The sequence below is a fragment of the Rudaea cellulosilytica DSM 22992 genome (assembly GCF_000378125.1).
GTDB lineage: Bacteria > Pseudomonadota > Gammaproteobacteria > Xanthomonadales > Rhodanobacteraceae > Rudaea > Rudaea cellulosilytica.
This window is the reverse complement of sequence record NZ_KB899241.1, coordinates 717,309-740,680: the sequence shown is the minus strand read 5'-3', so window position 1 is coordinate 740,680 and position 23,372 is coordinate 717,309. Positions and strand designations below refer to the sequence as shown.

Below are 23,372 nucleotides of genomic sequence, written 5' to 3'. Positions count from 1 at the left end.
CGCGCTTCAGCGCGACTTGGTCTGGCGCATATCGAGCAGCGCCTGCGGCGCGGCAAACGCATCGGCGCGCGCATCCTGCCAGAACGACTGGAATACGGCATGCGCGGGCACGCCGCCGTTCAACAATGCGCCGGGCTCGACGTACTGATAGAGCGCGGAGAGCGATCGCACCTCGGTCGAGGACACGCGGCGGATGATGTGCTCGGGGCCGAGTTGGCTTGGATGGGTCAGGCCGGCCGCGGCGAGCAGCTCCTTGAGCGCGTGTAGCGTGTTGTCGTGGAAGTTCTTCACGCGCGTGGCCTTGTCGGGCACGTCGAGTTTTTTCCAGCGGCCCGGGTTCTGGGTCGCAACGCCAGTCGGGCAGCGGTCCGTATGGCAGTTCTGCGATTGGATGCAGCCGAGGGCGAACATGAAGCCGCGCGCGGCGTTGCACCAGTCGGCGCCGAGCGCGAGCGTGCGTGCGAGGTCGAACGCGGTGATGACCTTGCCGCTCGCGCCGAGGCTGATCTTGTCGCGCAGGTTGAGGCCGACGAGCGTGTTGTGGATCAACAGCAGCGCCTCGCGCAGCGGCACGCCGACATGGTCGGTGAACTCGAGCGGTGCCGCGCCGGTACCGCCTTCGCCGCCGTCGACGACGATGAAGTCGGGAAGGATGCCGGACTCCTGCATCGCCTTGGCAATACCGAACCATTCCCAGGGATGGCCGAGCGCGAGCTTGAAGCCGGTCGGCTTGCCGCCGGACTTTTCACGCAACGTCGCCACGAATTGGAGCAGGCCGAGCGGCGTCGAGAATGCCGAGTGCGCAGCGGGCGAGACACAATCCTGGCCCACCGGCACACCGCGCGCCTCGGCGATTTCCGGGCTGACCTTCACGCCCGGCAGCACCCCGCCATGGCCCGGCTTGGCGCCCTGCGAGAGCTTGATCTCGATCAGCTTCACCTGCGGGTTCACCGCGTTGCCGGCGAACCTGTCGATGCTGAAGCTGCCGTCGTCGTTGCGACAGCCGAAATAGCCCGAGCCGATTTCCCAGCAGATGTCGCCGCCCATCTCGCGGTGATAGCGCGACATCGAGCCTTCGCCGGTGTCGTGGTAGAAGCCGCCAAGACGGGCGCCCTCGTTGAGCGCGCGGATCGCGTTCGCCGAAAGCGCGCCGAAGCTCATCGCCGAGATGTTGAACACGCTGGCCGAGTACGGCTGCGTGCACTGAGGGCCGCCGATGGTGATGCGGAAGTCGTGGCTGGCGATCTTCGCCGGCGCCAGCGAGTGGTTGATCCATTCGTATTGCGTCGCGTACAGGTTCAGTTCGCTGCCGAACGGGCGCTTGTCCTCGACGTTCTTCGCGCGCTGGTACACGATCGAACGCTGCGCATGCGAGAACGGCACTTCCTCCGTATCGGACTCGACCACATACTGGCGCATCATCGGCCGGAAGAATTCGAAGAACGTGCGGAAGTGGCAAGTGATCGGAAAATTCCGCCGCAGCGTGTGCCGCGTCTGCAGCAGGTCGCGCACGCCGACCAGCGACAACAGGCCGAAGATCACCGCGGTCCAACGCCAGATCAGGCCGTCCCAGAGCAGCGCAAGCGAAAGCGCGAACAACACCAGACAGATGGCGAAAGGGACGTAGCGCGAGGGCAGCATGGTCTTGCATCTCGTAGGGCGACCCGCGCGAGCATACGCCCGCTGCGATGACGAGTGCGAGCTTTGGCGAGGCTGACGTAAACTAGCCGCAATGGAAGCGCAAACCCCGCCGCAAAAACCTCGCCACCCGCGTACGCGAGCGAATCCCGAACTGCAGGATCCGCCGCCGCTCGCTGCGCCCGTCGCAAAAGCCGGCGCGACCAAGACCGCGGCCGCGGCACCTGCGGCGAAGCCGCGGCGCACCGACCTCAGTGCGCGGCCGCAGATTTCAGTGCCGCCGGTCGGTGCGGTCAAGCGTCCGCCGGGCAAGGTCAAGGTCGAGAAGCGGGTTTACCCAGGCGCGGACGGATCGCCTGTTGTCGAGCGCTTGACCGAATACGCCAAGCTCGCACGCATGCACAAGCCGATCGGCGCGGCATTGCTGCTGTGGCCGACCTGGTGGGCGCTGTGGCTCGCCGCAGGCGACTTTCCGCCATGGTCGGCGCTGATCATCTTCACCCTGGGCGTGTTCCTGATGCGCTCGGCCGGCTGCGTGATCAACGACTATGCCGACCGCGAGCTCGATCCCGAGGTAAAGCGCACGCGCGAACGGCCGATCGCGGCCGGCAAAGTCGGCCCGCGCGAAGCGCTGATTTTATTTTTTGTCTTGCTCGTCCTTGCCTTCGTGCTCGTGCTGTTCACCAACAAACTCACGATCGAGCTTTCCTTCGTCGGCGCGTTCCTCGCCGCGACGTATCCGTTCACCAAGCGCTACACGCACCTGCCGCAGGTCTATCTTGGCGCGGCGTTCGGCTGGTCTATCCCGATGGCATTCGCCGCGGTGACGAATTCGACGCCGCCGCTGTGCTGGCTGCTGTTCCTCGCCAACGTGCTGTTCTCGACGATCTACGACACCGAGTATGCGATGGTCGACCGCGACGACGACCTTCGCGTCGGCGCCAAGTCGACCGCGATCCTGTTTGGCGACGCCGACCTGACCATCATCGGCGTGCTCATGACCACGTTCCTGCTCGCGATGGCGCTGGTCGCGCAGCGCGGGCACCTGCACTGGCCGTACTTCGCCGCGCTCGCGATTGCCGCCGGCTTGTTCGCCTGGCAGATGTGGATCATGCGCGGGCGCGACCGCAATGCGTGTTTCACGGCGTTCCGCAACAACAACTGGGTCGGCATGGCGCTGTGGGTGGGCATCGCCGTGTCGCTGGCAATGAAATGAGGACGCCTCGAAAAGCCTACTGTGCTCGATAATTTGCGCGCCGGCGGTGCGCGGAATCCTCATGTACTTCTACGTACACTCCGGTTCCTGCGCTGCGGCGACGCGCCCGATCTTATCCAGGATCGGCTCTTCGCTCGCTATGGTTTTTCGAGGCGCCCTGAAAACTGATCGAAGGACATGAACGATCCCAATCCGACCGCGCTGCGTTACCTGCAAATCGATGTGTTCGCCGAACGCGCCGGCGGCGGCAATCCGCTCGGCGTCGTCTTCGGCGCGGAGGCGTGGAGCGATGCCGACATGCAACGCTTCGCCGCATGGACCAATCTCGTCGAGACGACCTTCGTGCTTGCGCCGACCGATGCGCGCGCGAGCTATCGGCTGCGCATCTTCACGCCGAACAAGGAGATCCCGTTTGCAGGCCATCCGACCATAGGCAGTGCGCATGCCGCGCTCGAAATCGGTCGCGTCGTGCCGCGCGACGACGGATTGATCCAGGAATGCGGTGCCGGCCTGTTGCCGATCCGGGTCGAAGGCGAAGGGGTGTCCAGACGGCTATACGTCCAGGCACCGGCGGCGCGTGTGCTGCGCAGCGGCACGGACGATGCGCTGCTGCGTGTCGTGCTTGGCGAGACACGGCTCGGCGTGTTGCCGCCGGCGTTCGTCGAGGGAGGCAGACGCTGGTGGGTGGCCGAGTTCGCCGACGAAGCCTCGTTGCGCGCGTGGCAACCCGATCACGCGGCGATCCTTGCGCTCGCGCGCGCGGGCGACAGTCTTGGGCTATGTGCGTTCGCGCGCGCAGCAGATGCGAAGAACGGCTATCAAGTCGTCGTGCGTGCGTTTCCTGCCGGTGTCGGCATCGTCGAGGACCCGGCATCGGGCGCGGCCAACGGCCTGATCGCGGCTTATATCGCGCAACGCGAACCGCTGGGCGCGCTGGCGCGCGGCTATCGTGTCAGCCAGGGGCGCGAGATGGGCCATGATGCGACGATCGACGTGCGTATCAATGCACATGCCGATGGCGATGCGATCGTCTGGGTCGGTGGCCGCTCGCATACGATCATCGACGGCGTACTCAGGACGCGCCTAGCGTAGCGGGTTCGCGCGTCGCCAGCCAGACGCCGAACGTGGCTAACGCGAAGCCGGCCATCTTGGCGACGGTCAGCGCGTCGCCGAGCACGAAATAGTTCATGATCGCCGTCACCGGCGGCATGAGGAAGAACAGCGCGGCGACACGGCTCGCCGCGCCACGCCGCAGCAACACAAACATCAGCGCGAACGCGGCCAGCGAATTGACCACGACGAGCCAGCCCAAGCTGCCTAAGAATGCCGGCGAGGCGTCGAAGCGGAAACCTTCGTGCAACGCGAACGGCAGAAGCAGCAGGGTCGCACTGGCCTGCTGGATCGCGAGCCCCGCGCGCGGATCGACGTCGACAGCGAAGCGCTTCTGGTACACCGTGCCCGCGCCGATGCCGGCGAGACCGAGCAATAGCAGAAGGTAGGCAAACCAGGGTGCGTCGTTCGTGCCGATGCGATCGGCGACCGCGAGCACCACGCCGGCGGCACCGAATGCGAAACCGAGCCATTGGCGCGACGACAGCGCTTCGCCGAGCGCACGCGAGATCAGCGCGGTCGCGATCGGGGTCATGCCGATCACGAGCGCGGCGATGCCGACGTTGACGCCGAGCGCGACGGCCACGTACAGCGCGCCGAACTGCAACGCCAGCGACAACGCGCCGGTCACCACGCTGTGCAGCGCCGTGCGGCCACGCGGCCACGACACGCCTGCGAACACCGCCAGCAGGGCGAGCAATATGGCGGCGCTGCCGAAGCGCAGCACGAGCAGGGTCAGAGGGGCCGCGTGCGCGAGTGCGAGCTTCGCCGCCGGGTAGCCCGTGCACCAGAGCAGTACGAAAGCAGCACCGAGCGCGGCGGCCGGCGGCGCCAGTCGCGGCGTGGATGGAACAATCAGCGGTGGCGTTTCGAGTTTCATCACGACACTCCAGTCTAGCGTTGCGCACAGCATAGGCGCGGGTCAATTTGCGATAAACTGGCTGGAATGCAATGAACTATTGCGAGATCAGCAACAATGGATCGCTTCACTGAAATCGTGGCATTCGTCGAGGTCGCGCGCCGACGCAGCTTTGCCGCTGCGGCGCGCGAACTTGACTGGCATGTCTCCGCGGTCAGCCGCGCGGTCGCTGCGCTCGAGAAGCGGCTCGGCGTGCGCCTGCTGCAGCGGACCACGCGCAGCGTCGCGCCGACCGAGGCCGGGCGCACCTACTTCCAGCGCTGCGAGACCCTGCTCGGCGAGTTCGACGGCGCCGATGCCGCGGTGCGCGACCTCGGCTCGACGCTGACCGGTACGCTGCGCGTCAGCCTGCCGAGCGGCTTCGGCCTGACCCATATCGCGCCCGTGCTCGATCGTTTCCTCGGCGCGCATCCGCAGCTGCGGCTCGACCTGGATTTGTCCAACCGCTTCGTCGACCTGGTCGAGGAAGGCTTCGATCTCGCCCTGCGCATCGGTGAGCTCGCCGATTCGCAGCTGATCGCACGGCGCCTCGCACCGAACCGGCAGGTGCTCGTTGCCAGCCCCGACTACCTCGCGCGCCATGGCAGGCCGCGGCGGCCGCAGCAGCTCGCCGCGCACGAATGTCTCATCCACGTCGGCGGCACGTTTCCGCCGGGGCGCTGGGAACTCGTGCGCGGCGATGCGCGTGCCAGCCACGATGCGGACGGGCCGCTGCGCTCGAACAACGCGCTCGCGCTGCTCGCCGCCTGCCGCGGCGGTGTCGGCATCCTGCTCGTCGCCGAGGTGCTCGCCGCCGACGACCTGCGCCGCGGCAGTCTCGAGCGCGTGCTGCCGGGCTGGTCGACCGCGGCGCGCGACGTCTATGCCGTCTACCCGAGCGCGCGCTTCGTGCCGGCCAAGGTGCGCGCGTTCGTCGACTTCGTCGCCGCCTATCTGTCCACCGCGATGCCGGAGACGGGGCGCAAGGCCAGGGCGGCCGATCGCCGCTGAAGCGGCCGTCGCGCTTCGCCCAGGCGCCGGTGTCGCGGTTGAAATTAATTAATCGCTTAATTATTATTTCTGCCATGGCTGACAGAAAATCCGCAAAACCGAATCGGCCAGCGGCAGCTGGCAACGCGAAGGCAACGCGGCCGCGCACGCCGAAAGCGGTTGCTGCCGCGCCGCGTGGTCCCGGACGGCCCAGCGCCGCAGCGGGCCTCGACCAACGCGTACGCCTGCTCGATGCCGCGGTCGCGCTGTTCGGCGAGCGCGGCATTGCGGCGACGCCGCTGCGCGAAGTTGCGCGCCGCGCGCAGGTCACGCCGGCGTTGCTGCACTATTACTTCGCGAGTAAGGACACGCTCGTGCAGACCCTGCTCGACGAACGCATCGCGCCGTTCATCGCCGTGTCGGTAGCGCCGCTGCGCGAGCCTTTGCCGAGTCCGCGCGCCACGCTGCGCCGCTTCCTCGAAACGCACATGCGCAATATCGCGGCCAATCCGTGGATGCCGCGGCTGATGGCGCGCGAGGTGCTCAGCGAGGGCGGTGCGCTGCGCGCGCAGGTGCAAGCGCAGTTCATGGCGACGATCGCGCCGAAAGCGCTGTACCAGATCACCGCCGCACAGCGCCGCGGCGAAATCCGCAGCGACCTGCATCCGCTGCTGCTCGGCTTGTCGCTGATCAGCCTCGTCGTGTTTCCGTTCGCCGCGCTGCCCGTGTGGCGTGGCATGGCGGCGGCGATGCTCGACGGTGTCGCCGCGGATAAGGCGCAGACCATGCGCAGCTGGGCCAAGACCATGGCCGCGCAGCAGCCCTCCTTTCACGACGGCATTGACGAGGCGCTGATCGCGCACACCCTGACCGTCATCGACAGCGTACTGGAGCCGATCCATGCGAAACCGAAGCGCTAGCCTATTCATCGCCCTCGCCTTGCTTTCCGTTGCCGGCTGCGCGCGCGAAAACGATCCCGGCACGCTGCTCGGCACGCTCGAATGGGACCGCATCGCGATGCCCGCCGAGGTGTCCGAGCCGATCACCCAGATTCTCGTCAAGGAAGGCGATCACGTCGCCGCCGACCAGCTGTTGCTCGTTCTCGATCCGCGCCGCACCCAGGCGCAGGTCGATGCGGCGCAGGCGGACGTCACGCGCCTCACTGCCGCACTCGATGAGCTGCGTCACGGCGCGCGCATCGAAACGATCGATGCTTCGCGTGCAGCGCTTGCGCGTGCGCAGGCGGCCGCGGTCAACGCAAAGCTCGCTCGCGATCGCGCAGCCGAGATCCGCAAACGCGGGCTCAACAGCCAGGCCGATCTCGACAATGCCGACGCGGCGTTGCGCCAGGCCAATGCGGATGTGAACTCCGCACGCGCGAACCTCGACGAACTGCTGCACGGCACGCGCATCGAGGACATCAATCAGGGCGAAGCCGCGCTCGCGCAGGCCCAGGCGCAACTCGCGCAGTTGCAGGTCACGTTGTCGCGCCTCAGCGTGCACGCGACGCGCGCGGGCCGGGTCGATTCGCTGCCGTACAAGCTTGGTGATCGGCCCGCTCAAGGCGCGAGCGTGATCAGCCTGCTCGTCGGCGACGCACCCTACGCGCGCGTCTACGTGCCTGAGACGCTGCGCACGAGCCTCAAGCAAGGCGCGCGCTTCAAAGTCAGCATCGACGGTGCTGCCGCAGCGTTCGATGCGACCGCGCTGCGCATCGCCAGCGAGCCGACGTTTACGCCGTACTATGCATTGAGCGGCGACGATGCGAGTCGGCTCGCGTGGCGCGCCGAACTGGCGCTAGATGCATCGGACAAGACCAAGGATCTGCCGGCGGGAATTCCCTGCCGCGCGGCACTCGCGTCAGACCCCAAGCACTGAGCGAACGCCATGAGTGCTGTCATCGCCGAGCGAAACGGCAACGCCATCGTCGCACGGGGCTTGACGAAGAAATTCGGCGAGCTCGTCGCGGTCGATCACGTCGATCTCACCGTCGCGCGCGCACAGGTATACGGCTTCCTCGGGCCCAACGGCTCGGGCAAGTCGACGACGATCCGCATGCTCTGCGGCCTGCTCTTGCCGACCAGCGGCGACATCAGCGTGCTCGACTGCACGATTCCGCGCGATGCCGAGGTGCTCAAGCGGCGCATCGGCTACATGACGCAGAAATTCTCGCTCTACGACGACCTCACCGTTTACGAAAACCTCGACTTCGTCGCCGCCGTGCACGAGTTTTCGCGTGGCGATGCAAGAAAGCGCATCGAGGAATTGCTTGAGACTTACTGGCTGACGCAGCAACGCGACCAGCTCGCCGGCACGATGTCGGGCGGACAGAAGCAGCGTCTCGCGCTCGCCGCGGCGGTGCTGCACAAGCCCGAACTGCTGCTGCTCGACGAGCCGACTTCGGCGGTGGATCCGCAGTCGCGGCGCGAGTTCTGGGATTCGCTGTTCGCGCTCGCCGACGCCGGCACGACGATTCTCGTCTCCACCCACTACATGGACGAGGCCGAGCGCTGCCATCGCCTTGCCATCCTCGACCACGGTCGGCTCGTCGCCGATGGCAGCCCGCGCGAACTCTGCGCCGCGCTGCCGGGGCAGGCGCTGCTGGTCGAATGCGACGTGCCGCGGCGCGCGCAGCAGGCGCTCGAGGGCGACGCCACGATCGTGTCGATGGCGCAGATCGGCGCGCACCTGCGCGTGCTCGTGCGCGACGGCGGCGACGCACGCGTGACGATCGCGGCGAAACTTCGCCAGCAAGGTATCGACGCACGCATCGAGCCGGTCGAGGCCAACCTTGAAGACGTCTTCGTCGTCGCCACGCAGAAGCCGAAGCGCGAGGCCGTGACGTGAACCTGCGCCGCCTCTTTTCGATCGTGCTCAAGGAGCTGCGCCAGCTGCGCCGCGACCGGCTCACGTTCGCGATGATCGTCGGCATCCCGACGATGCAGCTGCTGCTGTTCGGCTACGCGATCAACCTCGACATCCGCCAGTTGCCCGCGGCCGTACTCGACCAGGCGCAGACGGCGCACGCGCGCGAAGTCGTCGCCGCGCTGGCCCAGACCGGCGTGATGGATTTCCGCTACCGGCTGAAGACGCCTCAGGAACTCGATGATTTGATCCGCGCCGGCAAGATCAGCGCCGCGCTCGTGATCCCCCCCGACTTCGAGCGTCGTCTCGCCGGACAGAACTCCGATACCCAACCGTGGCCGCGGCCGCCGCTGCAGATCGTCGTCGACGGTTCCGACCAGGTCGTGCAGCAGGCCGCGGCGCAGCTCGCCTTGCTGCCGCTGCAGAAACTGCTCGATCCGGCCGTGGCGACACCGACGAAGAACGTCGAGATCGTGAACTTCTACAACCCAGCGCGACTCGCACCGGTCAACACCGTGCCCGGCCTGATCGGCGTGATCCTGACGATGACGATGGTGCTGTTCACCGCGATGGCGATCGTGCGCGAGCGCGAGCGCGGCAACCTCGAATTTCTCATCGCCACACCGGTGTCGCCGTTCGAGCTCACCCTCGGCAAAGTGCTGCCGTTCGTCGGCATCGGCCTGCTCCAGGTCACTGTCGTGCTGCTGCTCGGCGTTGCGATCTTCCATGTGCCGATCCGCGGCTCGCTGCTCGACGTCTATGGCGCGGCGCTCGCCTTCATCGTCGCTTCGCTGTCGCTCGGCGTATTCATTTCCACGCTGGCGAAAACCCAGTTCCAGTCGATGCAGCTCGCCTTCTTCACCTTCCTGCCGCAAATCCTGCTCTCGGGCTTCATGTTCCCGTACGCGGGCATGCCACGCCCGGCGCAGTGGCTCGCGGAAATCTTCCCGATGACGCATTTCATCCGCCTGATCCGCGGCATCATGCTGCGCGGCGCGCACCTCGCCGAACTGTGGCCGGAACTGGCCGCGCTCGCCATATTCTGCGTCGTGACGCTGACGATCGCGGTGCTGCGCACGCGCAAGCGGCTGGACTAGCACCTGTCAGGGTTTGGCCGAGGCTTCCGTCTTCGCCTTTTTCGCCGTCATCGCTTCGACATTCAAAGCTATGATTGTGTTGGAGAGCAGATCCTGGTTGGCGAGAACCACGATGGTATACGGCGTGCCGAGTACGAGACCCAAACGCGTGCTCACCCCCGCATAGTTGCCGCCGTGACCGACGACCGTGCGGCCGTAAACACCGTCAATTTGCATTGCCAGGCCATAGTCTCCGCCGGCGCGGTAGGGTTGGGTCATTTGTGCGAACACCGCTGGACTCACAAGCTTTCCGTTGCGCAACGCATCGGCAAAACGGATCAAATCGTCGGCGGTGGAAATCGCGCCGCCTGCGGGCATGCCGACGTCGGGTTCGGCTTCGTGCCAGTCCGCTGTCGGACCTTTTTCACTCATCTTGGTGTAAGGCGTTACGAGCTGCGCGCGCTTGCGCGGAATATTGTTGGGGTCGCTGTTCGACATGCCCGCAACGGCCAAAATATGCTTGCGCAGATAGTCCGGATAATCTTCACCCGATACCTTCTCGACGATAGCGCCGGCGAGCACAAGACCTGCATTGCTGTACGCCCAACTCGTGCCCGGCGCGAATTGCGGTTCGTCCTTGTCGAACAGTGGCAAGACTTCCGTCGCGGTCTTCACGCCGTTCTTCATCATCGCCGGTGTGCGCTTGCCGAGAAAGTCGCCCATGCCGGCGGTGTGCGAGAGCAGCATACGCACGGCAACCTTGTCGCGCACAGTCTTGTTCGGATAGTCGGGAAAGATTTTTCCGACCGTGTCGTCGAACGATAGTTTGTGTTGATCGACAAGCTGGCCTATCGCTGCCGCGGTGAACATCTTGCCCATCGAGCCCAGGGTGAATTGCGTTGAGCCCGTGATCGGGGTTTTCTTCTCGCGATTCGCATAGCCACCGCTGGCGCGGGCGATGATCTGCGTGCCGCGCGCAACGCTGATGATGCCGGAGAAAAGTCCGAGTCGAGCTTCTTGCGCAGCAAACTTCTTCACTTCTGCGGCGAACATCGCATCGTCGAGGTTTTTCGGCAAGGCGGCTTCCGGCGGCATGGCGAACCACAGACCCACGCGATCGAGTTTGCCCGCGTCGTCCGCGACGAATTCCATCCGTTGCCAAAGACCGGACTGGCGTCCGACCATCAGCACCGTGATCGCTTTCGCTTCGGACTTGTCGATTTCGACGGCGCGAAATCCGCCGTTGCCGGCGCACATCGCTACGGGGTTGCGTGCGATCCAGTCGAATTGCTTGACGACTTCGGCTGACGCATTCGCCACCGTCCAGGTTTTCTGCCGTTCGAATGTTGGCGTTTGACAAACATCGAGCCAGCCTTTGGCCAATCTTGCTGCCTGCGTGTCGGGCCATTTCACCTCGGGAGCTTGCGTGTCGGCTGCAACCGCAACTGGCAAGCCAAGTACTGAAGCCAGAAGGAGCAGCAATGCATGCTGGTTTTTCATCGTTTGCTCCTTTGCGCACGAACCATTGGTCCAATCCTGCCGTTGAAAACGGGCGATGAGAAGACCAAAAATCGCCAGTGAGGCCTCGCGCGTCCGATGCCATGCGGCCTAAAACCTTGCTTTGACGTTAAAAATTCCTTCGCTTCAAGGAATTCGCTGCGGGCACTTGGAACGGCGCGGCGGCAACGACTACACTGCCTTGCCGTTCGTATACTTTCCTCATCCATGACGTTCACCTCGAACTTTCGCGCGCTGCCGCGAAGCCCGCGCTGGTTGCCCGTGCTTGTCGCGCTCGCCTGCGCCGCTTGCGGTGAAGCCCCGCCTCCTGCCGCGCCGGTTGCACCGCCTTCGCCGTCGATTCCGCGGATCACCGACAAGGTCGAGGCCGCGGGTGCCGACGGCATCGAGGTCGCCGCGCGCTATCCGTCCATGCGTAGCGAACTCGCTCCGCTCGAAGCAGCGATGCACGCCTACACGCAGGCGCAGCAGGCTGAACTCGCCGCGCGCATCAAGAAGCTGAAACCCGAAGCCGAGCGCGCCGAGCGGCCCGGCAAGCTCGATCTCGACTTCACCGTCGCCACGCAAACCGTCGCCTTCGCCAGCGCGCTCGCGCAGGGTCAGGCCGATGTCGGCGACGGTACCCCAACCCCATTGCGGGCGACTTTCAACCAGCATCTGCCCAGCGGCCGTATCGTCACCCTCGGCGATCTGTTCCTCGACCCGACGGCCGCGCTGAAGGCCTTCAGCGACGAATCGCGACGCCGCCTCTACGCCGAATACGAGGCGCGCCTGTACAACCAGAATCTGCCGCAGGCCGAGCTCACCGCGCGCATGAAGGCGATGCATGTGCTGGTCGACAAGGGCACCGAGCCCGAGGCCGAGAACTTCGCCGCGTTCCTCGTCGACGGCGTCGACGGCAAGGCAATCGGCATCACCCTGATCTTCGCACCGGGCCAGGTGGCCGTCGACGCAGACGGCGCGCAACAGGTCGAAGTGCCGGTGAAGTTGTTCGTCGATGCGATCAAGCCGGAATACCGCGACGCGTTCGACAAGGACAGCGCCGTACCTCCGCCGGGCTCGCCGGGTTCGCGCTGAGCATCGCTGCATGCCGACCGAACAGGCGTTGTATTTCGTCCTTAGTGCGGTCTTGATCCTCGTCGGTCTCGCCGGCACCGTCGTGCCCGTGCTACCCGGCGTGCCGCTCGTGTTCGCCGGCATGCTGCTCGCGGCCTGGGCCGATCACTTCCAGCACGTCGGTACGTTCACCCTGGTCGTACTCGGAGTGTTGTCGCTGCTCGCGCTGGCGATCGATTTCGTCGCTGGCCTGCTCGGAGCGAAGCGCGTCGGTGCCAGTCCACACGCGATCTGGGGAGCAATGATCGGCACCATCGTCGGTCTGTTCTTCGCTTTGCCGGGTTTGATTTTTGGGCCGTTCCTCGGCGCGGTCGCGGGCGAGTTGCTGGTCGGCAGCCGGCTGGGCCGCGCGGCGCATGTCGGCGTCAGCACCTGGCTCGGCCTGTTGTTCGGCACGCTCGCGAAGATCGCGCTGTGCTTCACCATGCTCGGCGTGTTTGCACTTGCATTCGTGTTCGGCTAACCGAGCGATCTTTAACGCGGAAATGCTCTTCAGCGTGACAAGTGCTCGATCGCCGCGGTAGCCGCATCGCGATCGGCATCGTCGAATGGCTGCACGTCGACCGATTCGATCGTCGCCGCATCGAGGCAATGCACGTTGACGTCGACGCCGTCAGGATGCGAGCGCGGGATATAGAACGACTTGATCCCGCAGATGCGGCAGAAGCGGTGCTTCGCGGTGCCGGTGTTGAATGTGTATTCGGTCAGCGCGCCGGCGCCGGCAAGCAGGCGAAAGCGCGTGGCCGGTACGATCAAATGGATGTAGCCGCTCATGCGGCAGATCGAGCAATTGCAGTCGAGCGCGGCGATGCGCGCGGGCGCGTCGACCTCGAAGCGCACGGCGCCGCAATGACAGCCGCCTCGATGAGTGACGAGCGCACTCATGCGCGTGGCGGAATCACATCAGGTATCACGTAGAGCAGGATCGAAAAATACTGCAGCACGCTGCCGGCGAGCACGAACAGATGCCAGATCGCGTGGTGGTAGCGCAGCGACTTCATCTTGTAGAACACCACGCCGAGCGTGTAGGCCACGCCGCCGCCGAACAGCAGCCACAGGCCCGTCGGCGCGAGTGCGGCGAGCAGCGGGTTGATCGCGACGAGGCCGACCCAGCCCATGCCGATGTAGAGCGCGACCATCGCGCCACGATAATGACGCAATGAGGTCAGCTCGAACACCGTGCCGACCGCGGCGAGCGACCAGACGATCGCGAACAGGCTCCAGCCCCAGGCGCCGCGCAGCGTGATCAGCACGTAGGGCGTGTAGGTGCCGGCGATCAGCAGGAAGATCGCGATATGGTCGAATGCGCGCAGACGCGGGCGCGGTGGTGCGGCACCGGTTGCGTGCGGGATGCCGGCCCCGTGGTACAGCGTGGATGCGAGGTAGAGCACGATCATCGTCGCGCCGTATACGGTACAGGCGCTCAGCGCATACGGCACGACGCTCGCCTGTGCGGCGAGCAGCAGTACGGCGGTGCCGACGACGGCGAGCACGATGCCGAGGCCATGGGTCAACGTGTTCGCGATTTCCTCGCGATCAGTGTGAGTAGCGGCGATCGTTGCATTCATCGCGCGACCTTAACGCACGTCGCGTTTGAAAAATAGCCGACGACGATTATGCCGCGACGATCTCGGCGAGAATTTCGAACGAGCGCAGGCGCGCGGCGTGATCGTGGATCATCGCGGTGACAATGAGTTCGTCCGCCTGCGTACGCGCGAGGAAATCGGCGACCCCTTTGCGCACCGTATCCGCGGCGCCGACGATGGAGCACGACAGCGCGTGTTCGAGCATCGTCCGCTCCGGCAGCGATGTAAGCGCGCCGATGTCGTCGACTGGCATGGGCAACTGTCCCGGCATGCCTCGGCGCAGGTTGAGGAATGCCTGCTGCAGGCTCGTGAACAGGCGCCGCGCCTCGGCGTCGCTGTCGGCGGCGAACACATTGAGTGCGGCCATCGCATGCGGTTGCGCCAGCGTTGCCGACGGCTTGAATCGGTGCCGGTAAAGCGCGAGCGCGTTGTCCAGTTCGGCCGGCGCGAAGTGCGAGGCGAACGCGAACGGCAGGCCGAGTGCGGCGGCGAGTTGCGCGCCGTACAGGCTCGAGCCGAGGATCCAGATCGGCACCAGCGTGCCTTCGCCCGGAATCGCGCGCACGGGTGCGCCACCGGATTCGGGCGTGGCGAAATATGCCTGCAGCTCGAGCACGTCCTGCGGGAAGCGATCGACGTCGCCGGCGAGGTGGCGACGCAGCGCGATCATCGTGCGCTGATCGGTGCCGGGCGCGCGGCCGAGGCCGAGATCGATGCGGTCGGGATACAGCGTTGCGAGCGTGCCGAACTGTTCGGCGACGACAAGCGGTGCGTGGTTCGGCAGCATGATGCCGCCGGCGCCGACGCGGATCGTGCGCGTGCCTGCGGCAACGTGGCCGATCACGACGGAGGTCGCGGCGCTGGCAATGCCGGGCATGTTGTGGTGCTCGGCGAGCCAGTAGCGATGGTAGCCCCAACGTTCGGCGTGCTGCGCGAGGTCGAGCGTGTTGGCCAGCGATTGCGCCGCAGTTGAGCCGGCGCAGATCGGGGCGAGGTCGAGGACGGAAAAAGGAACGCGTTTGCCGGTCATCGTAGCAAGATGGTGACGCGGCGCGCGCAGTCAAGCGCAGCGCCGGATTCCGCGTTCCTCAGCCTTTCGAGTTCTTGCCTTTTTCCGCCGCGGCGACTTGCCCCTTGGGCTGCGCGCCGGCGATGCGCACCTGCGTGCCGCTGACGACGCCGTCGGGCGGATTCTCGACGACGCGATCGTCGGCAGCGAGACCCGAGGAGATTTCGACTGTCTTGCCGAGATCGCGTGCGAGCGTCACCGGTTTGACCACGATCTTGTCGTCGGCGCCGACGGTGGCGACGGTGAGGCCATTCGCGTTGACGATCAGCGCGCTCGCCGGCACGCTGAGTACCTTGGCGTGGGCCTTGAGGTCGAGGCGCACGCTGGCGTAGCCGCCGGGCAGCAGTTCGCCGTCTGGATTGTCGACGAGCAATTGCATCTGCGTCGTGCCCGACGCCGCGCTGATCGCCTGCGAAGACGCTTCGACTTCGGCCGTGTACGTCTTGTTCGGATATTCCGGCACGCTCAGCGTCGCCTTCGTGCCGGGCGGTACGCTCGGTGCATAGTTCTGCGGCACGGCGAGGTTGACGCGCAGGCGTTGCGTGTCGGACACGACGAACAGTTCCGAACCGGCGGAACTGCCGGCGTTGACCAGCGCGCCGATGTCGGTGTTGCGCGCGGTGACGATGCCATCGAACGGTGCGGTGATGCGGGCGAACCCTTTCATCGCGACGAGACGCGCGACATTGGCCTGCGCCGAGTTCGCGGCCGCCTGTTTGGCGGCGAGATCGCCGGTCTTCTCGTCGACATCCTGCTTGGCGACGAGGCTGGTCTTGCCGAGCGCCTGCCAGCGCTGCGCCGTGATACGCGAGAGGTTCGCGTTGGCCTGCGCGGTGGCGAGGTCGGCGCGCGCCTGCGCGAGTTGCTGGTCGAGATCGGGCGTTTCGACTTCTGCAAGTAAGTCGCCGGCCTTCACCTTCGCGCCGATGTCGTATTTCCAGTCCTTCACGTAGCCTGGCACGCGCGCGTAGATCGGTGCGCGCTTGAACGCCTCCAGTCGGCCGGGCAGTTCCAGGCCGGATGCATTCGCGCTGTTCGCAGGGGGATTGACCGCGACAGTAGGCAGCGCCTGCGCATCGGTCCAGTCACGCAGACGCGAGGATTCCGCAGCGCGCACGATGAGCCCGTGTGCGACGACCACGACGGCGATCACGACGGCGACGACGCCCGCCAGGCGCAGGCCGCGATATGAGCCGCGCTTGCGGGAAACAGGGTCAGGCTGCGACATGGGACTCTCCGAACGAAACTTGCGGCGCCGGCTTGTCGCCGTGGCGCCGATGGATGATGCTGAACACGACCGGGACAAAGAACAGCGTGGCGATCGTGGCGAAGACGAGGCCGCCGATCACGGCGCGACCGAGCGGTGCATTCTGCTCGCCACCTTCGCCGAGGCCGAGCGCCATCGGCAGCATGCCGATGACCATAGCGAGTGCCGTCATCAGCACCGGGCGCAAGCGCACGAAACCGGCCTCGAGCGCGGCCGCGGTGGCGTCGCCGAGCTCATCGAGCTTTTCGCGTGCGAACGAAATCACGAGCACGCTGTTCGCTGTCGCCACGCCCATGCACATGATCGCGCCGGTCAATGCAGGCACGGATAGCGTGGTGTGTGTGGCGAACAGCATCCAGACGATGCCGGCCAATGCCGCGGGCAGCGCGGTGATGATGACGAACGGATCGCTCCACGACTGGAAGTTGATCACGATGAGGAAGTAGATCAGCGCGATCGCGCCGACGAGGCCGAATAGCAGGCCCGAGAATGCGCTGTTCATCGTCTTCACCTGGCCGAGCAGGACCACGTTTCCGCCCTTGGGCAGGTCCTTCGCGTTGGCGTCGATAATCTTCTGGATGTCGGCAGCGACGCCACCGAGGTCGCGATCCTGCGTGGTCGCGTAGATCTGCACGAGCGGGCGGATGTCGTACTCGCTGAACACGCCGTTGACCTGGGTGCGGCTAATGTCGGCGATGCCGCCGAGCACGGTGGTACCGCCGCCCGGTGCGTTGATCGAGACGTTGCGCAATGCTTCGAGCGAGTCGAGCTTGTACTGCGGCGTCTGCATCACGATCGGATAGGTGACGCCGTTGGCCGGATTGAGCCAGAACGTCGGCGCGACCTGGCTCGAGCCGGCGAGGTTGACGACGAGGCTGCTCGTCACGTCTTTCGTGGTCACGCCCGCGTACTGCGCACGCGTGCGGTCGACGTCGACCTTGAGCGCCGGTGCGCTGCCGGTCTGCTGGATGCGCGCGTCAGCGACGCCGGGGATGCGTTTGATCTGCGCGAGCAGCTTGTTCGCGTAAGTGAAATTCTCGGCGAGATTGTTGCCGCGAACCTGCAGGTCGATCGGCGCGGGCGCGCCGAAGTTGAGGATCTGGCTGACGATGTCGGCGGGCAGGAACGAAAAAGTCATGCCGGGGAAACGCCGCGGCAGTTCCTCGCGCAGGCGACGCATGTAGCCGGCGGTCGGCGCATGGCCTTCGGCGAGCGAGACCTGGATGTCGCCGTCCTGTTCGCCGATCGTGCCGGTGTTGTTGTAGATCGTGTTGATGGCGGACAGGAACGGCGCGCCGAGGTTGTCGGCGATCGTCTCGACTTCGTTGGCCGGAATGATCTCGCGGATCGCGCGTTCGGCGTCGGCGAAACGCGCAGCGGTTTCCTCCACGCGCGTACCCACTGGTGCGCGGACGTGGATGAGAATCTGACCGGCGTCGACGAACGGAAAGAAGTTGCGGCCGAGAAACGGCACGAGCAGGAACGAGACCACGATCGCAGCGAGGAAGCCGCTGACGAAGAGCTTGCGCTGCGCGAGGGCGAGCCCGAGAAGATCGTGATAGCCGGCGCGCATGCGCTCGAATCGTGCCTCGAAGCCGCGCTGGAAACGTACCAGCGGATTGCGCGACGGCGGCAGCGGCGGGGAGGTGCCGTGTTCGTCGGTGTGCGCGGCGTGCGCGCGCAGGAGATAGTTCGCCATGGTCGGCACGAGGGTGCGCGAGAGCAGGAACGAGCAGACCATCGCGGCCATGACCGCCTCGGCCATCGGCACGAACAGGTAGCGTGCGATGCCTTGCAGGAAGAACATCGGGATGAAGACGATGCAAATGCACAGCATCGAGACGAAGGCCGGCACGACGATCTGCTGCGCACCGTCGAGAATCGCCGTGCGCACGTCCTTGCCGTGTTCGAGGTGCCAGTTGATGTTTTCGATCGTCACCGTCGCCTCGTCGACGAGGATGCCGACGGCGAGGGCGAGGCCGCCGAGCGTCATGATGTTGAGCGTCTCGCCGAGCGCGGAAAGAATCATCACCGCGCCGGTGACCGACAGCGGAATCGAAATCGCGACGATCACGGTCGAACGCCAGCTACCGAGGAACAGCAGAATCATCAGGCTGGTCAACGCGGCCGCGATCACGCCTTCCTTGATCACGCCGCCGATCGCGTTGCGCACGAAGATCGACTGATCGCCGATCGCCTTGACGACGAGCGCGTCAGGCAGCGAGGGCTTGATCTCCTCGAGCATCGACTTGATGCCATCGACGATCGCCAGCGTCGACGTCGCGCCGCTCTTGAGCACGCTCATCAATACCGACCGGCCGCCATCGACGTGGACGATGTTGGTCTGCACGGCGTTGCCGTCGCGCACGTTCGCCACATCGCGCACGTAGACCATTGCGCCGTTGACCTCCTTGATCGGCAGGTCGGCCAGGTCCTTCAAGTCGGACGGCGCGTTGTTGAGATTGACCGCATATTCGAAGTTGCCGATCTTCTGCGTGCCGACCGGCGTCAATACGTTCTGCGCGGCGAGGGCATTGGCGACGTCCTGGCCGGTCAAGCCGCGTGCCTGCAGCGCGGCGGCATCGAGATCGATCTGCACTTGGCGCGCCTTGCCGCCGAACGGGTACGGAATCGCCGAACCCGGCACGGTGACCAGGCGCGTGCGCAGAGAGTTCATCGCCATATCGGCGAGGTTCTGCTCCGTAAGCCCTTTGCCGGACAGGGCGAGTTGCATGATCGGCACCGTGGCGGCGCTGTAGTTCACGATCAGCGGCGGTTGCGCGCCCTGTGGCATGTTCTTGATCATCGTCTGCGCGATCGCGGTGACCTGTGCGTTCGCCGTGGCGATATTGACATTGGGATGAAAGTAGATCTTGACGATGCCGAATCCGGTGAACGAATTGGCTTCGATATGCTCGATGTCGTTCACCGTCGTCGTCAGCGCACGCTCGAACGGCGTCGTCATGCGTCCGGCCATCTGGTCCGGCGGCAGGCCGGTGTACTGCCAGGCCACGCCGATCACCGGGATGTCGATGTTCGGAAAAATATCGGTCGGCGTGCGCATCGCCGCGAGCGGGCCGATGATGAGGATCAGCAGCGCCAATACGACGAACGTGTACGGGCGCGCGAGCGCGATGCGAACGAGACCTTGCATGAAAATTCCGCGAGACGAAAAACTTGCCGAGGCAATTATGCTGCCACGCCACAAATTTTCATCGTCGCGGATATGAAGAATTGTTTAAGCAGCGACGGCCCTGGCCTGCGCAATGCGCGAAAATGTAGTGCCGGTAACGGCTTTTACTCGTGGCGACATCGATGAAATTTTCTTCATCTGCCGCGGACGTCGCCCTCAGCCCGCGTTAGACGAGCAATAGATCGTCATGCGTGTACCGGTTCCACCCTCGGCGTCGGCGATCTCGAAGCGGTAGTCGTGCAGCTTGACGATGGCCGAGACGATCGACAGGCCGAGGCCGAAGCCGGGCGCTTCGCATTCGTGTTCCTTGCGACAGGTCTTGGTCCGGTAGAAACGATGCAGCACGGCATCGCGCTCGGCCGCGGGAACGCCGGGACCGCTGTCGATCACGTCGATGCGCGGCCCGATCTTTTCATCGACTGCGCGCAGCACGACGCGGCCGCCGTCGGGGGTGAACTTGAGCGCGTTGTCGACGAGGTTGGAAATCGCCTCGAACAGCAGGCCGCCGTCGGCGCGCACGCCGGCCAGGATTGCCGGGAGTTCGAGTGCAAAGGCGATGCGTTTGTCCTCGGCCAGCGGCGAATAGAGCTCGTGCACGCGCGCGAGCTTCTCGCGCAAGTCGACCTCGCCGAAGCCGGCACGGCGTTGCAGGTCCTCGAGTTCGGAGATGCGCAGCAGCGCGCGAAAACGATTGAGCAGGTTGTCGGTGTCGGTGATGCAGCGCTCGATCGTCGCCGCGTGCGCGTCGTCGGGCGGAATCTCGCGCTGCAGACGGTAGAGCTGCGCGCGCAGGCGCGTCAGCGGAGTGCGCAGGTCGTGGGCGATGCTGTCGGACACGCCCTTGACCTCGCCGAGCAGGGTTTCGAGGCGATCGAGCATGCGGTTGACGATGTTCGCGAGCATGTCGACCTCGTCGCGCCGCTCAGAGATCGGCAGGCGCACGCCGAGGTCGCCGCGCATGATCGGCGCGACCGCGGTCTCGATGTCGCGCACGCGCTTGAGCGAGCCGCGCGCAAGCAGGAAGCCGCCGAGCAGGCCCGGAATCAGGGTCAAGGACAGTGCCCAGATGAAACCGTTGCGGATGATCGCGCCGACCCGGTCGGCTGCGTCGGTCGTGCGCGTGAGCACGATGCTCGATCCGTCGGCGATGCGCACTGCGACGCCGCGGCTGGCTCCGGTGTGCACACCGTCGATGCGCACGATGCCATTGGCGAGCCGATGCAGCGCACCGTCCACGGGCAGCTCCGGCGGGAGTCGATCGATGTTGCCGGCGACGTAGCGGCCGGCCGCATCGAATACGCCGAAACTCATCACCCCGCGCCGGTCGGTCGCCGCGGTCATCGCCAGCGCTGCGGGCAGCTGCTCGCGCTCCACGCCGGAAAGGTAGGCCACGCGTTGTTCGAGGATGTCGTCGACAATGTGCTCAAGATAACTGCTGATCTGCCAGTTGATCAGCGCGACCAGGAGCACGCTCCAGGCGAGGAAGAAGCCGCCGTAAATCAGGATCAGACGCGCCGTGCCCGAACGCCAGCGTTCGCTGAGCGGAGCAATCGACGGGGTGTCAAGTCGGGTCATGGGCGCGGTCAAATCGTGCCGCCGATGCAGTAGCCGCGGCCGCGCACGGTATGGATCAGCGGCGGCAAACCATCGGGATCGACCTTGCGGCGCAGGCGTGCAATGTGCACGTCGATCACGTTCGTGCCGGGATCGAACGTGTAGCCCCAGACGCTCTCGAAGATCATCGAGCGGGTGAGAACCTGCCCGGAATTGCGCATGAGGAACTCGAGCAAGCGGAATTCGATCGGCAGCAGTTCGAGTTCCGCACCGCGGCGCTTCGCGCTGCGTGTCATCAGATCGAGATCGAGGTCGTCGACGGCGAGGTGGGTTTCCGGCGCCGCCGCGCGTCGTCGGCGCAGCAGCACTTCGACGCGCGCGGCCATTTCGTCGGGCGCGAATGGTTTGGTCAGATAATCGTCGCCGCCAGCGCGCAAGCCGCGCACGCGTGCGTCGACGTCGGACAGCGCGCTGATCATCAGCACCGGCGTGTCGATGCCGGCGCGGCGCAGTTCGGTGACCAAGGTGAGGCCGTCGACCTCGGGCAGCATGCGATCGAGAGTGATCGCGTCATAGGCGCCGGTCAACGCGCGCTCGAGACCCTCGCGGCCGTTGCCGACGCTTTCGACTTCGTTGCCGTTGTTAGCAAGCTCGGTGACGATCTCGCGCGCGGTCAGCGCATCGTCTTCGATCGTGAGTATCTTCGCCATGCCGACCAGCATAGCGCGGCGGCATGGCGAAGAAAATTGTGTTGACTAAGCCGCTGGATCCCCGCTTTCGCGAGGATGACTCGCGAGTCACTTCGCGCGCGTGATCGTGAACTTGCCGAACGAAATACCGATGTCCACGCCCTCACCGGCGCCGGACAGGGCCAGCGACGAGGTGCCCTTGGTCAGTATTTGCGCAGTGCCGGACTTGACCACTCCGGCGTTTGCTTCGCCCTGGGCGTAGCTGCCGAACAGCTGGTCGACGCTCGACACCTCGGCGAACTTGCCCTTGCCGTTTTCGACCTTGTACTTGCCGGCGGTGAGGCCGCCGCCAACCGCGGTGATGTGCACGTTGAAGCTGCGGCCGTCGTTGCAGGTGATCGTGCCGCTGCCTTCAGCGTGCTTGTAGATCGCCGCCCAGCCGGACAGGTTGAAGCGCATTTCGCAATCGATCTTGCCTGCAGCTTCGGCACGCGCGGCGTACATTCCCGTTGATGCGACGGCAATCAGGGCAAGTCCGATGAAATTGCGTGTACGCATGGCCAACTCCTTCTGCTTAGGGAGCCCCGATCATACCCCGTCAAACTGAACGAAAACGTAAATGCGGAATTGGCCGTGAAATCGCCGGATGATCCCGTCCGTTGAACTCGAGGCGCGGCGAGACCGCCCCATTCGATAGGCGTAAGCTAACGTCATCGGACAGAAACGGAGGGTGCATATGGCTCGCTTCGACATTCTCGTTCACGTGCGTAGTTACGAAGGCGATTCGCTCGCCGCCACCGTGGCGCTGGCGCTCGCACGCCGGCTCGATGCATACGTCAGCGGCCTCCACGTCGCCGCGCTCGGCACAGTCGCCTATTCCACGCTGGAAACAGTCGTGTTCCAGGTGCAGGAGGCCGACGATCTCTACCACACCGCGCTTGCGCAGCGCGAAAGCTGGGCGCAACGACTCGGCGCGGCCGGCGTCGCAGGCGACTGGCTGGTCGCGCAGGGCGAGCCGGTCGAGGCGATCTGCCATGCCGCGCGCTGGTGCGATCTGGTCGTCGCCGAACGGCCGCAATTGAATGCCGACGCGCCGATCGGCTGGGGTCTCGTCTCGCGCGCCGTGTTCGGCGCCGGCGTTCCGGTCGTCGTCGTGCCGGAAACGGCGAAGCCGGCCAGCGTCGGCGAGCGCATGCTCGTCGCCTGGAACCACAGCCGCGAAGCCGCGCGCGCGATCCATGGCGCGCTGCCGCTGCTGCGCCTGGCGAAGCAGGTGGTCGTGCTCGACGGCGCCGAGCAGGCGAGCCTGGTCGGTGCGCGTCATCTGCCTGCGCTCGACCTCGCGGCGTACCTCGCGCGCCACGGCGTCACCGCGGAGTTCCGCCCGTTCACCGTGACCAGCGGCTACGGCGCGGGCATCCTCGATGCGGCACACGCGGCGCAGTCGGACCTGATCGTGATGGGCGCCTGGGGCCACTCGCGTATTGCCGAACTCGTGCTCGGCGGTGCGACGCGGCACCTGTTCCAGTACAGCGACGTGCCGTTGTTCGTGGCGCACTAGCTGCGGCGCGACTGCCGCATTCGTCG

21 protein-coding genes are annotated in these 23,372 nt (G+C 65.6%); 10 read left to right on the top strand and 11 right to left on the bottom strand.

From position 1 onward, the window contains the following. Positions 1-6: 6 nt before the first annotated feature. Positions 7-1,641 carry an FMN-binding glutamate synthase family protein gene (locus F455_RS0103330; protein ID WP_018971846.1) on the bottom strand — a complete coding sequence of 545 codons (1,635 nt, stop codon included), beginning with the start codon at positions 1,639-1,641 and terminating at the stop codon, positions 7-9. Positions 1,642-1,732: 91 nt separating this feature from the next. On the opposite strand from F455_RS0103330, the gene ubiA reads away from it, so the two are divergent. Further along, positions 1,733-2,854 carry a 4-hydroxybenzoate octaprenyltransferase gene (gene ubiA / locus F455_RS0103325; RefSeq protein WP_018971845.1) on the top strand — a complete coding sequence of 374 codons (1,122 nt, stop codon included), beginning with the start codon at positions 1,733-1,735 and terminating at the stop codon, positions 2,852-2,854. Positions 2,855-3,031: 177 nt separating this feature from the next. Beyond that, entirely contained in the window at positions 3,032-3,946 is a 915-nt protein-coding gene (locus F455_RS0103320) for a PhzF family phenazine biosynthesis protein (RefSeq protein WP_018971844.1), read from the top strand. On the opposite strand, the gene F455_RS0103315 is transcribed toward F455_RS0103320, so the two are convergent. Further along, a complete protein-coding gene (locus F455_RS0103315; protein WP_018971843.1) occupies positions 3,927-4,844 on the bottom strand; it encodes a DMT family transporter in 918 nt (305 codons plus the stop codon). The genes F455_RS0103320 and F455_RS0103315 overlap by 20 nt on opposite strands. Positions 4,845-4,940: 96 nt before the next feature. Here F455_RS0103315 and F455_RS19610 point away from each other — a divergent pair, with 96 nt between their 5' ends. The 5 genes from F455_RS19610 to F455_RS0103290 all read left to right on the top strand — a co-directional run bounded on the left by F455_RS19610 (position 4,941) and on the right by F455_RS0103290 (position 9,814). Then, positions 4,941-5,873 (top strand): LysR family transcriptional regulator, encoded by a 933-nt coding sequence (locus tag F455_RS19610; protein ID WP_018971842.1) that lies wholly within the window; start codon positions 4,941-4,943, stop codon positions 5,871-5,873. A 74-nt stretch (positions 5,874-5,947) separates the two neighbouring features. After that, a complete protein-coding gene (locus tag F455_RS19605; protein WP_018971841.1) occupies positions 5,948-6,772 on the top strand; it encodes a TetR/AcrR family transcriptional regulator in 825 nt (274 codons plus the stop codon). After that, the gene (locus F455_RS0103300; RefSeq protein ID WP_026293024.1) at positions 6,753-7,730 is read left to right on the top strand and encodes an HlyD family secretion protein; all 978 of its coding nucleotides are present in this window, start codon (positions 6,753-6,755) and stop codon (positions 7,728-7,730) included. The genes F455_RS19605 and F455_RS0103300 overlap by 20 nt, the downstream gene beginning before the upstream one ends. A 9-nt stretch (positions 7,731-7,739) precedes the next feature. After that, positions 7,740-8,699 carry an ABC transporter ATP-binding protein gene (locus tag F455_RS0103295; RefSeq protein ID WP_018971839.1) on the top strand — a complete coding sequence of 320 codons (960 nt, stop codon included), beginning with the start codon at positions 7,740-7,742 and terminating at the stop codon, positions 8,697-8,699. Then, positions 8,696-9,814: an ABC transporter permease gene (locus F455_RS0103290; RefSeq protein WP_018971838.1), complete on the top strand. Its 1,119-nt coding sequence runs from the start codon at positions 8,696-8,698 to the stop codon at positions 9,812-9,814. The genes F455_RS0103295 and F455_RS0103290 overlap by 4 nt, the downstream gene beginning before the upstream one ends. 6 nt (positions 9,815-9,820) lie before the next feature. On the opposite strand, the gene F455_RS21785 is transcribed toward F455_RS0103290, so the two are convergent. After that, a complete protein-coding gene (locus F455_RS21785) occupies positions 9,821-11,293 on the bottom strand; it encodes a serine hydrolase domain-containing protein (protein WP_083918775.1) in 1,473 nt (490 codons plus the stop codon). A gap of 225 nt (positions 11,294-11,518) precedes the next feature. On the opposite strand from F455_RS21785, the gene F455_RS0103280 reads away from it, so the two are divergent. Further along, positions 11,519-12,388: an RsiV family protein gene (locus F455_RS0103280; RefSeq protein ID WP_018971836.1), complete on the top strand. Its 870-nt coding sequence runs from the start codon at positions 11,519-11,521 to the stop codon at positions 12,386-12,388. A 10-nt stretch (positions 12,389-12,398) separates the two neighbouring features. Beyond that, a complete protein-coding gene (locus tag F455_RS0103275; RefSeq protein WP_018971835.1) occupies positions 12,399-12,890 on the top strand; it encodes a DUF456 domain-containing protein in 492 nt (163 codons plus the stop codon). A 29-nt stretch (positions 12,891-12,919) separates the two neighbouring features. On the opposite strand, the gene F455_RS19595 is transcribed toward F455_RS0103275, so the two are convergent. The 8 genes from F455_RS19595 to F455_RS0103235 all read right to left on the bottom strand — a co-directional run bounded on the left by F455_RS19595 (position 12,920) and on the right by F455_RS0103235 (position 22,343). After that, positions 12,920-13,312 carry a GFA family protein gene (locus F455_RS19595; protein WP_018971834.1) on the bottom strand — a complete coding sequence of 131 codons (393 nt, stop codon included), beginning with the start codon at positions 13,310-13,312 and terminating at the stop codon, positions 12,920-12,922. Then, entirely contained in the window at positions 13,309-13,995 is a 687-nt protein-coding gene (gene trhA, locus F455_RS0103265) for a PAQR family membrane homeostasis protein TrhA (RefSeq protein WP_018971833.1), read from the bottom strand. The genes F455_RS19595 and trhA overlap by 4 nt, the downstream gene beginning before the upstream one ends. Positions 13,996-14,041: 46 nt before the next feature. Then, a complete protein-coding gene (locus F455_RS0103260; RefSeq protein ID WP_018971832.1) occupies positions 14,042-15,043 on the bottom strand; it encodes an LLM class flavin-dependent oxidoreductase in 1,002 nt (333 codons plus the stop codon). A gap of 58 nt (positions 15,044-15,101) precedes the next feature. Next, positions 15,102-16,310, bottom strand: coding sequence for an efflux RND transporter periplasmic adaptor subunit (locus F455_RS0103255; protein WP_018971831.1), 1,209 nt, complete (start codon positions 16,308-16,310; stop codon positions 15,102-15,104). Next, positions 16,297-19,503 carry an efflux RND transporter permease subunit gene (locus F455_RS0103250; protein WP_018971830.1) on the bottom strand — a complete coding sequence of 1,069 codons (3,207 nt, stop codon included), beginning with the start codon at positions 19,501-19,503 and terminating at the stop codon, positions 16,297-16,299. The genes F455_RS0103255 and F455_RS0103250 overlap by 14 nt, the downstream gene beginning before the upstream one ends. A gap of 195 nt (positions 19,504-19,698) precedes the next feature. Continuing rightward, positions 19,699-21,117, bottom strand: coding sequence for a sensor histidine kinase (locus F455_RS0103245; protein ID WP_018971829.1), 1,419 nt, complete (start codon positions 21,115-21,117; stop codon positions 19,699-19,701). Positions 21,118-21,125: 8 nt separating this feature from the next. Beyond that, a complete protein-coding gene (locus F455_RS0103240; protein ID WP_026293022.1) occupies positions 21,126-21,806 on the bottom strand; it encodes a response regulator transcription factor in 681 nt (226 codons plus the stop codon). An 87-nt stretch (positions 21,807-21,893) separates the two neighbouring features. Next, positions 21,894-22,343, bottom strand: coding sequence for a hypothetical protein (locus F455_RS0103235; RefSeq protein WP_018971827.1), 450 nt, complete (start codon positions 22,341-22,343; stop codon positions 21,894-21,896). 178 nt (positions 22,344-22,521) lie between these two features. On the opposite strand from F455_RS0103235, the gene F455_RS21780 reads away from it, so the two are divergent. Next, the gene (locus F455_RS21780) at positions 22,522-23,346 is read left to right on the top strand and encodes a universal stress protein (protein ID WP_018971826.1); all 825 of its coding nucleotides are present in this window, start codon (positions 22,522-22,524) and stop codon (positions 23,344-23,346) included. The last annotated feature ends 26 nt before the right edge of the window (positions 23,347-23,372 follow it).

What these genes read in the sequence shown, in the direction of transcription:
- F455_RS0103330 (WP_018971846.1), bottom strand. Translation starts at nt 1,641, where the DNA reads ATGCTGCCCTCGCGCTACGTCCCTTTCGCCATCTGTCTGGTGTTGTTC.
- ubiA (WP_018971845.1), top strand. Translation starts at nt 1,733, where the DNA reads ATGGAAGCGCAAACCCCGCCGCAAAAACCTCGCCACCCGCGTACGCGA.
- F455_RS0103320 (WP_018971844.1), top strand. Translation starts at nt 3,032, where the DNA reads ATGAACGATCCCAATCCGACCGCGCTGCGTTACCTGCAAATCGATGTG.
- F455_RS0103315 (WP_018971843.1), bottom strand. Translation starts at nt 4,844, where the DNA reads ATGAAACTCGAAACGCCACCGCTGATTGTTCCATCCACGCCGCGACTG.
- F455_RS19610 (WP_018971842.1), top strand. Translation starts at nt 4,941, where the DNA reads ATGGATCGCTTCACTGAAATCGTGGCATTCGTCGAGGTCGCGCGCCGA.
- F455_RS19605 (WP_018971841.1), top strand. Translation starts at nt 5,948, where the DNA reads ATGGCTGACAGAAAATCCGCAAAACCGAATCGGCCAGCGGCAGCTGGC.
- F455_RS0103300 (WP_026293024.1), top strand. Translation starts at nt 6,753, where the DNA reads ATGCGAAACCGAAGCGCTAGCCTATTCATCGCCCTCGCCTTGCTTTCC.
- F455_RS0103295 (WP_018971839.1), top strand. Translation starts at nt 7,740, where the DNA reads ATGAGTGCTGTCATCGCCGAGCGAAACGGCAACGCCATCGTCGCACGG.
- F455_RS21785 (WP_083918775.1), bottom strand. Translation starts at nt 11,293, where the DNA reads ATGAAAAACCAGCATGCATTGCTGCTCCTTCTGGCTTCAGTACTTGGC.
- F455_RS0103280 (WP_018971836.1), top strand. Translation starts at nt 11,519, where the DNA reads ATGACGTTCACCTCGAACTTTCGCGCGCTGCCGCGAAGCCCGCGCTGG.
- F455_RS0103275 (WP_018971835.1), top strand. Translation starts at nt 12,399, where the DNA reads ATGCCGACCGAACAGGCGTTGTATTTCGTCCTTAGTGCGGTCTTGATC.
- F455_RS19595 (WP_018971834.1), bottom strand. Translation starts at nt 13,312, where the DNA reads ATGAGTGCGCTCGTCACTCATCGAGGCGGCTGTCATTGCGGCGCCGTG.
- trhA (WP_018971833.1), bottom strand. Translation starts at nt 13,995, where the DNA reads ATGAATGCAACGATCGCCGCTACTCACACTGATCGCGAGGAAATCGCG.
- F455_RS0103260 (WP_018971832.1), bottom strand. Translation starts at nt 15,043, where the DNA reads ATGACCGGCAAACGCGTTCCTTTTTCCGTCCTCGACCTCGCCCCGATC.
- F455_RS0103255 (WP_018971831.1), bottom strand. Translation starts at nt 16,310, where the DNA reads ATGTCGCAGCCTGACCCTGTTTCCCGCAAGCGCGGCTCATATCGCGGC.
- F455_RS0103250 (WP_018971830.1), bottom strand. Translation starts at nt 19,503, where the DNA reads ATGCAAGGTCTCGTTCGCATCGCGCTCGCGCGCCCGTACACGTTCGTC.
- F455_RS0103245 (WP_018971829.1), bottom strand. Translation starts at nt 21,117, where the DNA reads ATGACCCGACTTGACACCCCGTCGATTGCTCCGCTCAGCGAACGCTGG.
- F455_RS0103240 (WP_026293022.1), bottom strand. Translation starts at nt 21,806, where the DNA reads ATGGCGAAGATACTCACGATCGAAGACGATGCGCTGACCGCGCGCGAG.
- F455_RS0103235 (WP_018971827.1), bottom strand. Translation starts at nt 22,343, where the DNA reads ATGCGTACACGCAATTTCATCGGACTTGCCCTGATTGCCGTCGCATCA.
- F455_RS21780 (WP_018971826.1), top strand. Translation starts at nt 22,522, where the DNA reads ATGGCTCGCTTCGACATTCTCGTTCACGTGCGTAGTTACGAAGGCGAT.